19 protein-coding genes are annotated in these 15,385 nt (G+C 59.4%); 7 read left to right on the forward strand and 12 right to left on the reverse strand.

Features of this window, described 5'->3' with window-relative positions; translation table 11 throughout:
• Positions 1–12: 12 nt before the first annotated feature.
• Positions 13–444 (reverse strand): 50S ribosomal protein L13, encoded by a 432-nt coding sequence (rplM, locus tag VJU77_11615; protein ID HKP03989.1) that lies wholly within the window; start codon positions 442–444, stop codon positions 13–15.
• Between the two features lie 130 nt (positions 445–574).
• On the opposite strand from rplM, the gene VJU77_11620 reads away from it, so the two are divergent.
• Positions 575–1,246 (forward strand): CAP domain-containing protein, encoded by a 672-nt coding sequence (locus VJU77_11620; GenBank protein HKP03990.1) that lies wholly within the window; start codon positions 575–577, stop codon positions 1,244–1,246.
• 7 nt (positions 1,247–1,253) lie between these two features.
• Here VJU77_11620 and VJU77_11625 read toward each other — a convergent pair whose 3' ends face one another.
• Entirely contained in the window at positions 1,254–1,607 is a 354-nt protein-coding gene (locus VJU77_11625; protein HKP03991.1) for a hypothetical protein, read from the reverse strand.
• A gap of 103 nt (positions 1,608–1,710) precedes the next feature.
• Here VJU77_11625 and proS point away from each other — a divergent pair, with 103 nt between their 5' ends.
• The 4 genes from proS to VJU77_11645 all read left to right on the forward strand — a co-directional run bounded on the left by proS (position 1,711) and on the right by VJU77_11645 (position 5,555).
• A complete protein-coding gene (gene proS / locus VJU77_11630; protein ID HKP03992.1) occupies positions 1,711–3,252 on the forward strand; it encodes a proline--tRNA ligase in 1,542 nt (513 codons plus the stop codon).
• A gap of 137 nt (positions 3,253–3,389) precedes the next feature.
• Positions 3,390–4,439, forward strand: a complete 1,050-nt coding sequence (locus VJU77_11635; GenBank protein ID HKP03993.1) for a hypothetical protein — start codon at positions 3,390–3,392, stop codon at positions 4,437–4,439.
• A gap of 52 nt (positions 4,440–4,491) precedes the next feature.
• Positions 4,492–4,740: a glutaredoxin domain-containing protein gene (locus VJU77_11640; GenBank protein HKP03994.1), complete on the forward strand. Its 249-nt coding sequence runs from the start codon at positions 4,492–4,494 to the stop codon at positions 4,738–4,740.
• The gene (locus VJU77_11645) at positions 4,740–5,555 is read left to right on the forward strand and encodes a hypothetical protein (GenBank protein ID HKP03995.1); all 816 of its coding nucleotides are present in this window, start codon (positions 4,740–4,742) and stop codon (positions 5,553–5,555) included. Before VJU77_11640 ends, VJU77_11645 begins: the two co-directional genes overlap by 1 nt.
• A gap of 85 nt (positions 5,556–5,640) precedes the next feature.
• Here the strand turns inward: VJU77_11645 and frr are convergent, their stop codons facing one another.
• The 8 genes from frr to rsmI all read right to left on the reverse strand — a co-directional run bounded on the left by frr (position 5,641) and on the right by rsmI (position 10,322).
• On the reverse strand, positions 5,641–6,201 hold the full coding sequence (gene frr / locus VJU77_11650; GenBank protein ID HKP03996.1) for a ribosome recycling factor: 561 nt from the start codon (positions 6,199–6,201) through the stop codon (positions 5,641–5,643).
• Positions 6,202–6,246: 45 nt separating this feature from the next.
• Positions 6,247–6,978: a UMP kinase gene (pyrH, locus tag VJU77_11655; GenBank protein ID HKP03997.1), complete on the reverse strand. Its 732-nt coding sequence runs from the start codon at positions 6,976–6,978 to the stop codon at positions 6,247–6,249.
• 56 nt (positions 6,979–7,034) lie between these two features.
• The gene (gene fmt, locus VJU77_11660; GenBank protein ID HKP03998.1) at positions 7,035–7,943 is read right to left on the reverse strand and encodes a methionyl-tRNA formyltransferase; all 909 of its coding nucleotides are present in this window, start codon (positions 7,941–7,943) and stop codon (positions 7,035–7,037) included.
• Between the two features lie 6 nt (positions 7,944–7,949).
• A complete protein-coding gene (locus tag VJU77_11665) occupies positions 7,950–8,198 on the reverse strand; it encodes a hypothetical protein (protein ID HKP03999.1) in 249 nt (82 codons plus the stop codon).
• Entirely contained in the window at positions 8,179–8,790 is a 612-nt protein-coding gene (locus VJU77_11670; protein ID HKP04000.1) for a nucleoside monophosphate kinase, read from the reverse strand. Before VJU77_11670 ends, VJU77_11665 begins: the two co-directional genes overlap by 20 nt.
• Before the next feature lie 81 nt (positions 8,791–8,871).
• Entirely contained in the window at positions 8,872–9,126 is a 255-nt protein-coding gene (gene rpmA / locus VJU77_11675; protein ID HKP04001.1) for a 50S ribosomal protein L27, read from the reverse strand.
• A 4-nt stretch (positions 9,127–9,130) separates the two neighbouring features.
• Positions 9,131–9,493 carry a 50S ribosomal protein L21 gene (gene rplU, locus VJU77_11680; protein HKP04002.1) on the reverse strand — a complete coding sequence of 121 codons (363 nt, stop codon included), beginning with the start codon at positions 9,491–9,493 and terminating at the stop codon, positions 9,131–9,133.
• Between the two features lie 133 nt (positions 9,494–9,626).
• The gene (gene rsmI / locus VJU77_11685; GenBank protein HKP04003.1) at positions 9,627–10,322 is read right to left on the reverse strand and encodes a 16S rRNA (cytidine(1402)-2'-O)-methyltransferase; all 696 of its coding nucleotides are present in this window, start codon (positions 10,320–10,322) and stop codon (positions 9,627–9,629) included.
• 66 nt (positions 10,323–10,388) lie between these two features.
• On the opposite strand from rsmI, the gene VJU77_11690 reads away from it, so the two are divergent.
• Positions 10,389–11,261 (forward strand): alpha/beta fold hydrolase, encoded by an 873-nt coding sequence (locus VJU77_11690; protein ID HKP04004.1) that lies wholly within the window; start codon positions 10,389–10,391, stop codon positions 11,259–11,261.
• A 65-nt stretch (positions 11,262–11,326) separates the two neighbouring features.
• On the opposite strand, the gene VJU77_11695 is transcribed toward VJU77_11690, so the two are convergent.
• Positions 11,327–11,872, reverse strand: coding sequence for a hypothetical protein (locus tag VJU77_11695; protein HKP04005.1), 546 nt, complete (start codon positions 11,870–11,872; stop codon positions 11,327–11,329).
• Between the two features lie 114 nt (positions 11,873–11,986).
• Between VJU77_11695 and VJU77_11700 the strand changes: the two genes are divergently transcribed.
• The gene (locus VJU77_11700; GenBank protein ID HKP04006.1) at positions 11,987–12,148 is read left to right on the forward strand and encodes a hypothetical protein; all 162 of its coding nucleotides are present in this window, start codon (positions 11,987–11,989) and stop codon (positions 12,146–12,148) included.
• Positions 12,149–12,300: 152 nt separating this feature from the next.
• Here the strand turns inward: VJU77_11700 and pruA are convergent, their stop codons facing one another.
• On the reverse strand, positions 12,301–15,318 hold the full coding sequence (pruA, locus tag VJU77_11705) for an L-glutamate gamma-semialdehyde dehydrogenase (protein ID HKP04007.1): 3,018 nt from the start codon (positions 15,316–15,318) through the stop codon (positions 12,301–12,303).
• Positions 15,319–15,385 lie beyond the last annotated feature (67 nt).

Consider the following 15,385-nt stretch of genomic DNA (forward strand, 5'->3'; position numbering starts at 1 on the left):
GGGAAAAAACCTTTATGAGAACGATACCGCGGCGGGCTGCTGGGCCGAATGAGGATGCAAATCGCCCCGATAAACTTTCAATTTTCGATAAACCGCGCGGCCGAGTTTGTTGTGCGGAATCATGCCGCGGATCGCTCGCTCGACGAGCAATTCCGGATGACGAGCGCGGCGCGCCTTGGCGTTCTCGGATTTATGGCCACCGACGAAGCCCGAAAAACTCATGAAGCTCTTCTGGTCTTCTTTCTTGCCGGTCAGCCGCACTTTTTCGGCATTGATCACGACCACGAAATCGCCGGTATCCACGTGCGGAGTGTAGATCGGCTTTTCTTTGCCGCGGAGGAGATTGGCCGCTTTTACGGCGACCTGGCCGAGCACCTGGTTATTGGCGTCAATGATCCACCACTTGCGCGGGACTTCGTTGGCTTTTGCGGAAAACGTCTTCATCGGAGCGGAAAAGGCCCGGAAATTACGAGCGAGGCGGGTGGGTGTCAACTGCTTGTTCCGGGGCTGGCGGACCGAGCGTGCGGGGGGAGGCGCGAGAGGGCTGGCACCCGAGCTGCTTATAATTATTATAATGCGCACCTCGCTCTGTTCCGCCGCCTTGCTCCTGGTTCTCGCCCTTTCTGTCGTTGCTTCGCAGGATGAACAAGGGGGCGGAAACGACTCCGCGCGGGCCGTCATTCGGGAGATGAATCTTGCCCGCCAGAATCCGGCGCTCTATGCCGGGTTTATCCGAGACTTGCGCAGCCGAATGACCGGCAATGCCATGGTTCTCCCCGGAGGCACTCGGATCCGGACCAAGGAAGGCACGCGCGCCCTGGATGAGGCGATCCGCTTTTTAGAGAATTCGCAACCGCTCCCAGCTTTTGTGTTTTCGCCCGGAATGTCCCGGGCAGCAGCCGACCATTGTGCGGACCAGGCTAACGGCGGATTCGGTCACGAAGGAAAAAATGGAAGCCACGCGGGCCAGCGAATCGCTCGCTACGGAAGGTGGAGCGGCGCCTGGGGTGAAAATGTTTCCTACGGGAAATCATCCGCGCGCGACGTGGTCCTGGCCCTGATCATCGACGATGGATTGCCCGCGCGGAAACATCGCCAGAATATTTTCAACGCCGGCTTTGGCTATGCGGGCGCCGCTTTTGGCCGGCACGCCCGGTTCGGCACGGTTTGCAGCATGGATTTCGCGGGGGCCTACGCAGAACGGGGACAGGAGTCCATCGACACGCTCGTGGCCCGCAATTTCTAGGCGGCTGTTAGAACGGTCCGTCGTCGCGGCCTGGGCGTTCGGGGCGCAACTTATCGAGAATCCCCTGGATCGACGGGTCCGCTTTTAACATTGCCGGGCGCATTAACTGCCGAAACTCGCGCCGGGCTTGCCGCAGTTTTTCCTGGGCCGCACGAACAGCCGGATCTTCCATGGCTTTTTGATGCGCGGCCCTGAGCTTGGTCCGTTCTTCCTCACTCAAATTTGCAAACCGCGCCCGGCGCTCATTTTGAAAAGGCCGGAACGGTCTGTCTCCCGGCGGGGGCTGCGCTCCAATCGACGAGGCGAATTGCAGCGTGAGAGCCAAAGTGGGAACGAGCAGGAAGGTCAATTTCGCTTTCATTTGTTGGTAGTAGTATAACCCGGCGCCACGGAAAAGTTGCGCCTACCCTGGAAATGGCCGCTGGTCATTTCATTGCGCAAGAGTAATTTTGGCGGTTTCGCTCATGGCCAATCCAACAACAGCCGCCAAAACCGCCATCACGCCCCGGCGCGATGAGGATTTCCCAGAGTGGTACCAACAGGTCATTCGCGCCGCCGAGATGGCCGAATCTTCCGATGTGCGGGGCTCCATGGTCATTCGGCCCTGGGGTTACGGCATTTGGGAAAACATCCAGGGCCAGCTCGACGCGATGTTCAAGGCGACCGGGCATCGCAACGCTTATTTTCCGCTCTTCATTCCGTTGAGTTACTTTGAGAGGGAAGCCGCGCACGTGGAAGGCTTCGCGAAGGAATGCGCTGTCGTCACCCACAGCCGGCTGGAGGTGAACGCGGAAGGAAAGATGGTGCCGGGCAGTCCGCTCACCGAACCGCTGGTGGTCAGGCCGACCTCGGAAACCATCATCGGCGCGAGCTACGCGAAGTGGGTCCAAAGCTACCGCGATCTTCCCATTCTCCTCAATCAGTGGTGCAACATTGTCCGCTGGGAAATGCGGCCTCGCATTTTCTTGCGCACGACCGAGTTCCTCTGGCAGGAGGGGCACACCGTCCACGAGACAGAAGCTGAGGCTCGCGCGGAGACGAAACAGATGCTGGGCGTTTATGAAACGTTCGTGCGCGATCATCTGGCCATCCCGGTCTTTGGCGGGGAGAAATCGGAGAGCGAACGTTTCCCGGGCGCGGTCCAGACTCTTTGCATCGAGGCGATGGTCCAGGATCGTAAAGCCATCCAGGCCGGCACCTCCCATTTCCTCGGCCAGAACTTTGCCCGGGCCAGCGGAATTCAGTTCCACTCGCGCACGGGCACGCAGGAGTACGGATGGACAACGAGCTGGGGAATGACCACGCGACTCATCGGCACCCTGATCATGGCGCACGGCGATGACGACGGCCTCGTCCTGCCGCCGAGAATCGCGCCCACCCAGATCATTATTCTGCCGATCACTCCGAAAGAGGATACTCGCGACCGCGTTCTCGAGGCGGCCGACAAACTTGCCCTCGAGCTGCGCAAACTGGCGTTTTATGGGGCGCCGCTGGAAGTGGAAGTCGATAAACGAGATCTCGGGGGAGGACTCAAGAACTGGGAGTGGATCAAGAAAGGGGTGCCGTTGCGAGTGGAATTAGGCCCTCGCGATTTGGAGTCGGGCAACGTCGCAGTGAGCCGCCGCGATCAGCCGGTAAAGGCCAAGGAGTTCATAGCGTCGTCAGAGTTTGTCAGCCGCGCCGTCGAAATCCTGGAGTCAATTCAGCAGAATCTTTTTGAGCGGGCAAAACAGTTTCGGGAAAGCAACACCCGTCTGATCGATTCGAAGGAAGAATTCTACGAATTCTTTACCGCCAAAAATCCCGCCAAACCGGAGATTCACGGTGGGTTTGCGCTGACCCACTGGGATGGCTCGCGGCAGGTGGAGGAAAAGATCAAGGCCGACCTGAAGGTCACGATCCGCTGCATTCCGTTCGACGACCCCGCCAAACCATCTCAAGCCGGCACCTGTCCCTTCACTGGAAACCCCAGCCCACGCCGGGTGTTTTGGGCCAAGGCTTATTAGCGCGCCGTAAAAACCCGCGTCGCTGAACACAGCAGCCTGTTCTACACAGATTTGGCTTGGTGCCGGATTTTCCGGGTGCTAAATTGTGCCTTGCGCCCCTTCCACGCAATAACCCACACCCCGGGGGACCACCCAAGATGAGCAAATTTCTCTACACGATAAGCAATCGGCAAAGCGGCAATTCCGTCATCGGAATGGAAATTCAGGATACCGGTGATTTGCGGTTTGTCCCCGGCTCGCCATTTGTCACCGGCGGCAAAGGTTCGCGATCGTCACAGAGCCAGAATGGCGCCTGGATCGATCACGATCTGCTTTACGCGGTTGATTTCGGCAGCAGCTCGTTCGCGATTTTTCGGAAGCAATCGGACGGCACGCTGACGCGGGCAAACGACCGCCCGATCGAGTCGCACGGGGTTAGCCCGTGCAGCGTTTGCGTGAGCGACGGCATCCTCTATGTCGTCAATCAGCATATTCGGAGTTCAGGGGGGAGGGCCGAGCCAAATCTCGCCGTTTTCGCAGTGAAAGGGTCGGGCGTCCGCTTTCTTGAAAGGAGCAGCTTCCCGTTCGCACGCGGAGAGTCGCCAACCCAAGCGATCGTGAATCCTCAGGGAACGATCCTCGCGGTTCCCTCCGTGCGAACTCGCCGCAGTTTACTGCACTGCTATCGAATTAAGCGCGGCACTGCCGGACCGACATTGACGGAGTTCGAAACGAGTCCCTTCGCCATTGCCGACAGTGGATTCGGTTTTGGATCCGTGTGGAACTCGGACGGCAAAACGCTCTTCATGACCAATGCTACCGGCACAGGCTCGGTCGTCCGCCTCGACGTGGACATCGACTCCGGACGCATCACGGAAAAAGCGAGGGCGACGACGCCCGGGAACGCGTGCTGGACGGCCCTGTCGTCGAACGGGAAGAGACTCTATGTCGCCAACCTTCTTTCCCTGCTCGTGTTTGACGTCTCGGGGAATCGACTCGATCAAATTCAGAGTCTCGACGTTACAGATGTGAAGGGCCCGGTGTTGCGGGATCTTATCCTGGGGCCCGGCGGCAAATTCCTCTACGCAATCGAGCAGCGAAAGCGCCGCATCTTGATTTATGCCGTGGACGGGACAGGACGCGTCACACGTTCTGGGGAATTGGCGCTCGGCATCCCCGGCTACACCCTCGGGCTGGCGATCGGCTAGGGGCCGGTTACACGGTTGACGCGGAGAAACGGGTCGGGTTTATTCCGATGCCGTGACCGATATCACTCTCTATAGCCGGGCCTGGTGTTCCTGGTGCATCGACGCGAAGGAATATCTGACCGAGAAAGGCTACCAGTTCACGGAGATCGATGTCGGCCGGGACCGCGCTGCTTATGAAGAGATGCGCGAGCTTTCCGACCAGACCTACGTGCCCACGCTCGTCGCGGGCGATGAAGTGCTTGCCAATTTCGATACCGACCAGCTGGAAGCGTTTCTCAACAAGCACCGAATCGAGCCTTAATGCTGTTTGGCCTTTTTCTTACGCTCGGCGTTGCGGTGCTCAGCGTCGCCTTACGCAGCTACCAGACCGCCTTTGCGCAAAAGGCCGGCGCGGTCGGGATTCTGGTTTCCACTTTCCTCGCGGTCTATTTTCTTTCTGGGAATTGGATCGCGGGCCTGGCCGCGGCGCTGGCGTGGCTCTTCCTGCCGTGGCTGGAAATCCTGACCCGCATCCGGGCGCTCCGATTGCCGAAGGAAAAAGCGTTGCGCCCGAAGAGCCCGCCTTCCGCCGAGGTGTTCCCAACCCTCGCGGAGATTACGGCCGAGATTCAAAACGAAGGTTTTATCCACATCAACGACGCCGGCTGGGATTGGGAAGATTACCGGCAATTCTTTCGGCTTTTTTACAAGGAGGAAGACCGGTCGCAGGCGACGATCTGCCTGAACGAGCAAAACGATCTCTCATTCTATTACCTCCGCATTTCCTCGCGGGCCAGAGGTGGCATCATTTGGACGACCTGGAATTATCCGCTCTCGTACGGGCTGAAACTGACGCCGCACTTCAAAATCAACCGGCAACGGCCGGACCAGTCGTTCTGGCAGCTTTACCAAAGCCATAAGGAATTCCTGCGGCTAAACCGCGTGGAAACGAGCGTGATCGATCCGCTGGATGAAGAGCGCATCCAGTCGGAAGTCGAGAACGATTTGCGCGATCAGATCGCCCACAACCTCGAGAAAGGGGTGCTCAAGTCCACGCCCGACGGGGAAGTGAAATACTCCTGGCGCGGTATGGTGTATCTCTGGTGCCAGTTTTTGCTCGATCTGGTCAGGCTCTGAAACTTCGCTTCTCGCTTGCGCTGTAGCGACGGCGCTCTGTCGCCGTACGAAGGCGTGGCACGGCCACAGAGCGCCGTCGCTACAACTAAATCTTCATGACCTCGGCTTCTTTGCGCTCGAGGTGTTCGTCGATCTCTTTGACCGATTTGTCGGTAAGTTTTTGCACGTCGGCTTCCAGATCGTGCAGGCCGTCTTCGGTCAGCTCGCTGGCTTTCTGCATTTTCCTGGCTTCATCCACGGCGGTGCGGCGGTTCGCCCGGACTCGCACCCGTGCTTCCTCCGCCATCTGCCGCAATGATTTCACCAGGTCTTTCCGCCGCTCCTCGGAAAGCTCGGGGATCGGAAGGCGGATAATCTTTCCATCCACCTGCGGCGTGATCCCGATCTTGGATTCCTTGAGGGCCTTCTCGATGTCTCGGACGGTTCCGGCGTCGAACGGTTGCACCACCAGCAGGCGCGGTTCCGGCGTCGTGATGAGAGCGAGCTGCTTCAATTTCATGGCGGAGCCATACGCTTCCACATCCACGTTCTCAACCAGCGCCGGCGATGCCTTTCCGGTGCGCACGGCGGAGAACTCGTGCACCATGTAATCGACGCTTTTCTCCATCGATACTTCGGCGTCGAACAAGATTTCTTCAGCGGTCATTTCAATCGACTCTTAATCAGCAATCAGTAATCGGCAATCCAATCCTTATTCCGAGACCATCGTTCCGATCTTTTTGCCGAGAACGATGTCGGTAAAGTTGCTTGGGTTATTCATGTCGAACACAGCGATCGGGATCCGGTTGTCCATGCAAAGACTAAAGGCGGTCGAGTCCATGACCTGGAGCCGTTTGGTGAGCGCCTCGGAAAAGGTGATGCGGTCGAAGCGTTGTGCGTCCGGATCTTTGGCCGGATCCCGATCGTAAACCCCATCCACCTTGGTGGCTTTCAGGATAATGTCGGCCCGAATCTCGCTGGCTCGAAGCGCGGCGGTGGTGTCGGTGGAGAAATAGGGGTTCCCGGTGCCGGCGACGAAAATGACCACGCGGCCGAGCTCCAGATGGCGAATGGCACGGCCGAGAATAAAAGGTTCGGCCACGTTTTTCATTTCGATGGCCGTTTGCACCCGGGTCTCGACGCCGATCTGGGTGAGCGCGCTCTTCAGCGCCAGGCCGTTGATCACGGTCGCCAGCATTCCCATGTAATCGGCGGTGGTGCGATCCATCCCGCGGTGCGCGGCCGACAAGCCGCGCCAAATATTGCCGCCGCCGATCACGACCGAGGTCTGCACCCCAAGCGCCTTTACTTCCTTAATGCGCTCCGCGATTTCCCGCACGATCTGCGGTGAAATATTTTCCTTGGCGCCACGTTCGCGAAGCGCTTCGCCGCTCAATTTGAGGACGATCCGCTTGTAGACGGGCTCGGAAGTTTCGGTGGGCATGGCCGGCAATGATCAACAGAATGCCGGAGGATTGGGAAGTAAAATGAATCGCCCCGTTAGGCGAGGCGAATCGGCCCGGGATAGCCCCGCAGAAACTCTGTCGCCTTCATCCGGCGTTTTCCTTCGAGCTGGACTTCGTCGAGCGCCAGGAAACCGTCGCCGGCTCGGAACGAAAGCGGGCTTTGCGTTTCGCCCGCGTCAACGTGGGCCCGGAAGATTTTCAGCTTTCTCTCGCGGCCGGCATCATCGCGCAAAACGGTAAAGGCGCCGGGCCACGGATCGAAGGCGCGGACTTTGCGCTCCAGCAGCACTGCGGACTCATTCCAATCGAGTCGACCATCTTCGCGTTCAAGCTTTCCGGCGTAAGTGGCACGCGATGAATCCTGTGGAACGCGGGGCGCCGTGCCGTCCATAAGACCGGTGAGCGCTTCCTCCAGCGCCGCCGGTGCAATCTCCGCCAGCCGATCATGGAGCGAGCCGCCAGTCTCATCCACCGCAATCTCAATCCGCTTTTGGTGCAGGACGTCCCCCGTATCCAGGCCTTCGTCCATATACATCACGCTGATTCCGGTCTCGGTGTCGCCCGCCACAATCGCCGCCTGGATGGGCGCGGCGCCTCGGTGCTGCGGAAGGAGCGAAGCGTGCAGATTCAGGCAGGCGATTCGCGGAATCTCCAGGACGGCGCGCGGCAGAATCTGGCCGTAGGCCATCACCACAATCACATCTGGTTTGAGCGCACGAATCCCCGCGATCGCATCCTCCGCCTTAATCCGCTTCGGCTGCAATAACGGCGCTTTGCTGGCGCCGATCGCAGCCTTGATCGGCGGCGCTTCGATTCGTTGGGCCCGTCCCACCGGTTTATCCGGCTGGGTGACTACGCCGACCAATTCGTGCTCATCCGACTTCAATAACGACCGCAGGACCGGCACGCCGATCTCACCCGTCCCGATAAACAGCACGCGCATCGCGCGTTAAAGCCGAATCTGGGGCGTCGCGGCGCGGCGACGCGGACGCCGCGGGGAGTTCCGTTGCGCCATCATTTTTTCACCGGCTGTGACTTCGCGCTGCCCTACGGACGAGGCGCAGCCGGTGCAGAGGTAATCGTAGATTTCCTTGTCCGGCAGAATCAGGAGGAGCCGCTCGCGCACCGGCATGGCGGTTTTGCACTTCTCGCAGAAAAGGCTCGAGGCGGTGAAATTCTCAAACTGCTGCTGACTCATGCGCGCCATTTTCCCCGTCGTTCACACTCTCGAGGATGTGCATCAACACTTTCGCCGGCGGTTCGCTCGCATCCAGGCAGGTAATCCGCTCTTTCGAATAATAACTGAGCACCGGTTTCGATTCCTGCTCGTAGATCGCCAGACGGCGCTTGATCACTTCGTCGTTCGCGTCGTCGAGCCGGTTGTCTTTGAGCGCCCGTTTTTTCAACCGCGTGAAAAGCGCATCCCGGTCCGGGCAGGAAAGGTGAAATATCCTCTTCACGTCAATCAGCGCGTCCATGATCTTGGCCTGGGCGACATTTCGCGGGATTCCGTCCAGGATCAGGGTGTCGATGTCCGGTTTGAATTTGTGCGCCTCGACCGCGGCATCGATCGCAGCCTTCCAAAGCTGGACGGTGATATCGTCCGGCACGAGTTGCCCTTTGCTGGAGTATTCGAGAAACGCCTGGCCGACCTTTGTGCGCGTGTCCATCGAGCGAAAAACATCGCCGCAGGGACAATGATAAAAGCGCGGGATGCTGCCGAGGGTGCGGCCCTGGGTGCCTTTACCGCTGCCGGGCGCGCCGAAGAGAAGGAACGTCTGGTATTTCATGGAGCAGAATTCTTTTGTATCGCAAAGACTCGTCCGCGCACCAGCCTAATTCGGCGCGGCAATGGATCGGGGGAAAAGACGCTACTTTGCGGCCGCGGGCTCGACGTTTACCCGCCGCCCCGACCGATCGAAACGCACCTGGCCATCCACCAGAGCGAAGATGGTGTAATCGCGGCCCAGGCCCACATTTTTGCCGGGCACAAACTTCGTCCCGCGCTGCCGAATGATGATGTTGCCGGCGACAACCGCTTCGCTGCCAAATTTCTTGACGCCGAGGCGCTTGCTAACGCTGTCCCGGCCGTTCTTGACGCTGCCCTGTCCTTTTTTATGTGCCATGAGATTACTCCTTCTCCTCGGTCTTGGCCTTCTTCGCTTTCGAAGTCTTTCCGCTCAGGGAGATGCCCGTGATCTTGATCCGGGTCAGTTTGCGCCGATGGCCCACGGTCCGGTGATAGCCCTTCCGGCGTCGATACTTGAAAGCGATGACCTTCTTGTCCTTGCGTTGCTCGACCACTTCACCAGTGACGGTCGCGCCCTCGATCAGAGGACTGCCATGGGTGAGCTTGTCGCCGTCGCCGTGAAAGAGGACATCACCGAAAACGGTTTCCTTGCCTGCATCTCCCTCGAGGAGATCGACATCGATAATATCGCCCTCTGCGACGCGATGTTGTCTGCCGCCTGTTTTAATAATTGCGTAAGCCATACGAAAAGCCGGGTGTTATCCGGGGGAAAAGCCGCGCAAACTTCCACAGGTGGGCGGCTTTGACAAGGGGAAATCGGGATGCGGGATTCGGGCTTCGAGATGCGGGATACCGGAGGCGCGATACCCGGCGATTTTATCCCGTATCCCGCATCCCGCATCTCGCATCTCGGCTGCCGCCGATCACCAGCGTGATCTCGCCCTTCGCCGGGTGGGCAGTGTAATGCGCCAGGAGCTCGGCCGCCGTCCCGCGCCGGAATTCCTCGAATTTTTTCGTCAGCTCGCGGGCCACGCACAACTGTCTGTCCGGCATCAATTCCACGCAGACCGCCAGCGTTTTCAGGATTCGGTAAGGCGACTCGAAGAACAGGGAGGTTTCCCTGCTCTCGGCCGCCGCTCGCAGCTCGCGCTCGCGCTGACCGCTCTTCACCGGCAGGAACCCGCGAAAAGAAAATGCTTCCGCTTCCAGCCCCGATCCCACCAGCGCCGTCAAGATCGCGGAGACGCCGGGTATCACCGTGTAGGCCAGGCCGCGCTCGATGCACTTCCGGATCAACCGCGCGCCGGGATCTGAGAGCCCGGGCATGCCGGCGTCGGTGATCAATGCCACGTTTTCGCCGGCTGCCAGCCGCTCCGCCAGTTCCTCGGAGCGCATCGCTTCGTTATGCTCGTGAAAACTGACCAGCGGCTTCCGGATTTCGAAATGTTTCAGCAAATTTCCGGAATGCCGCGTGTCTTCCGCCGCGATCAGGTCGACCGATTTCAGGACCTCCAGCGCCCGGAGCGTGATGTCTTCCAGGTTCCCGATCGGCGTGGCCACGACATAAAGCATTCCGGGATCATCGAATCAGAATCCGGTTTGCGCCATCAGAACAGCTGTAGTTCGCTAACAGCCCGAATGGAATCACTCGCAAAGCGCGCCCCGAAACGGCATCGCTCCATTCGGTGGTTACGGCGAATAGGGGCTGCGGTTTTTGCCCTGGGGTGTGCTGTGGTCGCTTTGGTCTATTTCAGCCAGCACGCGATGCTTTACCATCCGCGTCCCTATGACGCACGGTATGCGGGTTACCTTCCGCACGACGGCGCCGAGCTTTCTTTCGGCACGGCCGCCGGAAAACAAGTTGCCTTCTATTTGCCGCGCGGTTTGGGTCAGCAGTTGCCAAGTCGCCTTTGGGTCGCATTTTGCGGCAACGGCTCTCTCGCTTTGGATTGGACGGGCCTTATCGCGAAGGATCCCAGGCCCGGTGATGCCTTTTTGTTAATCGACTATCCCGGTTACGGAAAGAGCGAAGGCTACGCGACGATCGCGACGACCCGCGCCGCTGCCGATGGCGCGCTCACGGCACTGGCAACGCATTTGAACACCACCGTCGATAAACTCGAACCCTTGTTGAACGTCCTCGGTCATTCTTGGGGAACTGCGGTCGCGTTGGATTTTGCCACGCGGCACTCCGTGCAAAGGATTGTCCTCGTCGCGGTCTTCACGAATCTTCGAGAAGAAGCGGCGCTCGTCGTAGGCGGTCCGCTGTCCTATTTGCTTAGCGAGAACTATGATAACCTGAGTTGCTTGCGGGAGTTGGAGAAGCGGACGCCGCCGCCGCGAGTGGAAATTTTCCATGGCACCAGGGACGACATCATTCCGGTTCGAATGGGCCGGGCCGTCGCTGCGAATTTTCCCGCGTTTGTAAGATTCCACCCTGTCGAAGGCGGTGATCATCTCAGCCCGCTCTTCACCGCCACCGACGAGATTCTTGCGGCAATGAATCCGTGATGGCGAAGTGATTTTTCCTCTGCGATTTGTCCCAAATTGAGGCGCCAATTTTCATTGGCTCCCCGCTACAGTTTTGGATGCGGCCGGAAATCGGTCTCGTATTTGCGCCACTTCGCGCCGTCCTGCGACCGGCCAATGATCCGGATCTTCCAGATCCCTTTTTCGCCGACTTCGTTGATCGTGCTCCGGATACACCTAAGCGCCGCCCGGACTACTTCGTCGTCGGTCAATTCGTATTGCCGGGTCAGTTTCATTTGGGAAAGGTCGAGCGTCGCGGTGTAACGCCCCGGCCCTGCCGTCTCCCCACTGACGGATATACCGAGGCGCGAAAGCAGATTTGAGTCTTCGACAATCGAAGGCCCCCGCTGCAGTAACTGGTGCGGCGCACAAATGTAAGTGAGCATTCCTTCCGGAGAGCCACTGAGGATAATCGGAACCTTCGCGACAATGATTTTGGATTCCATGTCGGTCCCAAGCGTGGTCAGCGGCTGGTAAACGAACGATATGCCGCTCAGGCCTCCGAACGCCGAAGATGCCGCCAGCAGGAAGATCAGGATGCGCGATGTCTTCACTACATTAAACATCGAAGCCGCGAGTTGGTTGGGCTGCATTCGTTGCCAGATCACGTTTGCTCCATCGCATGGTTAGATGGCGGACGTGACATCACGAGAAGTGTGGAGCGTCTCGGCGTATTCGTCGAGCGTCCGGCACGAAGATGGATGAACATGGAGGACCTCAGGCCACTGAGCTATCTGCTGATCGTCGATTATGACTTGCGGCTTCGGGAGGAAGCCGGCGAAACAGTGTGCGAGGCCAAGCTCCTCGGCGGTCTCGCGCGCGTAGTCCGCTCCGCCCGAACTCCAACAGTAGAGAACCGCGCCCTCTGAATGCAATTGCGTGATGTGCTGAATCACCGATGGAACCGGAATGCGCTTGCTGCCAGCGCTGCGCACGAGTGTATCGTCAACGTCGACGTAGATGCAAAGCTGGAGCCATCTAACAAAAATTAGGCTGCATTCTGCCGTCTATCACGGCGGACTTACTCGTGGACCAAATGCCCAAATGGCGCGCGGAATTCCGGGGTGGTGTCCGGTGCAAAACCGTGGCGCATGATGTTTTCGGTTACGACGCGCGGGACCATGAACTGGAGGAGGTAATCGCCGCCGCCAGCTTTGGTGCCGCCGCCTGACATCTTGAATCCACCGAACGGATGGCGGCCGACGACGGCGCCCGTGCAGGAACGGTTGATGTAAACGTTCCCGGCAACCAGCTCCGCTTTGACCCGCTCGATGTTCGCCGGGCTGCGGGAGAAGAAGCCGGCGGTCAACGCGTAGTCGGTCTCGTTCGCCACCCGGATTGCTTCGTCGAGATCGCGCACTTTCAGCACGCTCAGGACCGGTCCGAAGATTTCTTCGCAGGCGAGGCTGAATCCGGGTTTGACGTCGGTGAAGATCGTCGGCGGCACGAAGAAGCCTTCTGGCGGCGTTTTGCCCTGGAAGGCGAGGGTCGCTTCCTTTTTGCCGGCTTCAATGATCTCCAGAATCCGGCGGTACGCCGTCTCGTCGATCACGGGACCGACCGTGATCCCGGCTGTTTCCGGATTGCCGACGCGCAAACTGGCCGCCGCTTCGACCAAACGCTTCACGACGCGGTCGTAATTTTCCTCGAGCACAATTAACCGGGAACAGGCTGAACATTTCTGGCCCTGGTAACCGAACGCGGAATAAATCGTATCGACGATCGCTTCGTCGAGGTCGGCGTCGGAATCGACGATGACGCCGTTCTTGCCGCCCATCTCGCAAACGACCCGCTTCAACTCCAACTGGCCTTCGCGCGTTTCGCCGGCGCTCTTCCAAATCCGGAGCCCGACTTCGCGCGAGCCCGTAAACGCGATCATGTGCACGTCCTTGTGATCGACCAGGTGCTGGCCGATCACACGGCCTTTGCCGGGCAGATAATTCAGGACGCCGGGCGGGATGCCGGCTTCCTCGAACATTTCCATCAGCATCGCGCCGCAAACCGCGGATTGCTCGGCGGGCTTCATGATCACCGTGTTGCCGGTAACGATCGCTGCCGAGACCATGCCGGTCAGAATCGCGACCGGGAAATTCCAGGGCGCTATGACGAGCGCGACGCCGCGTGGCCAGTAGTGCTGGTAACTTTCTTCGCCGGGGACGTGTTGGGTGAGCCGCGGCAAGCCGCGGAGCCGCATCTGTTGGGCGTAGAAGAGGAGGAAATCGATCGCTTCGCGAATATCACCGTCGGCTTCCGCCCACGGTTTGCCGACTTCGAAAACTTCGAGGGCACAGAGCTCCCACCGGCGGCGATCCATGATGGTCGCCACTTTTTCCAGCAGCTCCGCGCGATGCTCGACGCTGACGCGGCACCAATGCTCGAACGCCTTCTTCGCTGCCGCCGCCGCCTGCTCGGCATGCTCGACTGTCGCTTCGGCGACCGCGCCCACCACCTGCGTCGGCCGGCTTGGGTTGATCGAGTCGATGAAATTGTCGGTCCAGATTTTCTTGCCGTCGATCACGATCGGATATTTCGCGCCGAGCTTTCCGCGCATCTCTTCGATGGCGCTCCGCATTTTTGTGCGGGCTTTTTCGTGGACGAAATTGACCGAAGGCGAGTTCTCGTAGGTGTCGCCCGGAGGCGTGTCGAGCGATTGGCCGTTGCGTCCTGTGGCCGGCATCGGTGAGGCCGGTCGAGACACCTTCGTTACGAGTGAACGCGGATCGCGCAGCAACTGCTCTGGCCCGGCGTTGTCGGAAAACTTCGCCTTCAAAAATCCTTCGTTCGAAGTGTTCTCGAGCAGCCGCCGGACGAGATACGACATGCCGGGGAGAAGCTCGCCCACCGGGCAATATTCGCGGACGCGATAACCCATCTCGACCAGCGCCCGCTTGATCGGGCCGGCCATTCCGTAAAGGAGCTGAAATTCGATCCGGCTTTTATCGATCCCAAGCTGCTGCGCGTAGGCCTGCGCGTGGGCAATGCTGCGGATGTTGTGCGAACCGAACGCCGAGGTGACGATCGATTCGTTCTCTAGCAGGATCCGCGTGCAGACCTCGAAATTCGCGTCGCTCTCCGGCTTCTGAAGCCAGACCGGGACCCGCCAGCCGTTTTGCGCCGCCTTGATCTTTTCGTAATCCCAGTAGGCGCCTTTGACGAGCCGGACGGTGAACCGTGTTCCGCGTTGCCGGCCCCATTCGATGAGGTTCCGGAGATCCGGCTCGGCATCGCGCAGGTAAGCCTGGATCACGATCCCGGCGTGCGGCCAGTCGCGGAACTCCGGTTCCATGAAGAGCGTCCGGAAAAGTTCGAGCGTGGTGTTTTTGTGCGCGTAACTCTCCATGTCGAAATTGATGAACGCGCCCAGCTCACGGGCCCTCCGCAGGATCGGCCGAAGTTTCGGCGCGAGATGCGCGATCGCGTCCTCCGGGTCGGCCGGGTTCATTTGCGAATAGAGGGCCGAAATTTTTACGGAAACGTTGACCACCGGAAACAACTCGGTGTTTTTCCCCAGCGGATCGCGCCAGCCCTGGGTTTGCGCGGACAGGCCTTCGACCAAAGCCAGGCAGCGGGCCGCGTATTCGTCCGTCTCGTGTTCGCTCACCACCGCTTCGCCGAGCAGGTCCACGGTGAACCCGATCTTTTCCCCGCGCCGTTTCCGGAGCGTCTTCATCACGTCGTCCGGGTCGCGGCCGGCGATGAATTGACGCGCCATGCCGGAGACGTTCCAGCGCAGGACCGGCGCGGTAAGCCACGGGAAAATCTTGGCTGCTTTAATCCCGGTCTGGAGGAACGGCACCGAGCCGTTTTTCATGTCCGCAAAATATTCGCCGAGATGCTGGACGATGTCGGTGGAATGGCGAAGCGACGCGAGCACGTCCACGAACCGGAACATCTGCACCTTGAAATGCTCATCGCGCATCGAAAACGCCATCATGCGCTGGTAAAACCCGGCCTTACTGAAGATCGACTCCGGGTTCCGGTCGACCAGATCAAACATGTGAAGGCCGCGCTGCTCGATTTCCTGCTGCAACGAACTCATGGCGCGATTCTAACGCCGGGAGCGGGGTTGGGCAAAGAGGTTCCGTGCAGCTTCAAGGAGCGGCGGT

It is taken from the genome of Chthoniobacterales bacterium, from assembly GCA_035274845.1.
Classification (GTDB): Bacteria; Verrucomicrobiota; Verrucomicrobiia; order Chthoniobacterales; family UBA10450; genus AV80.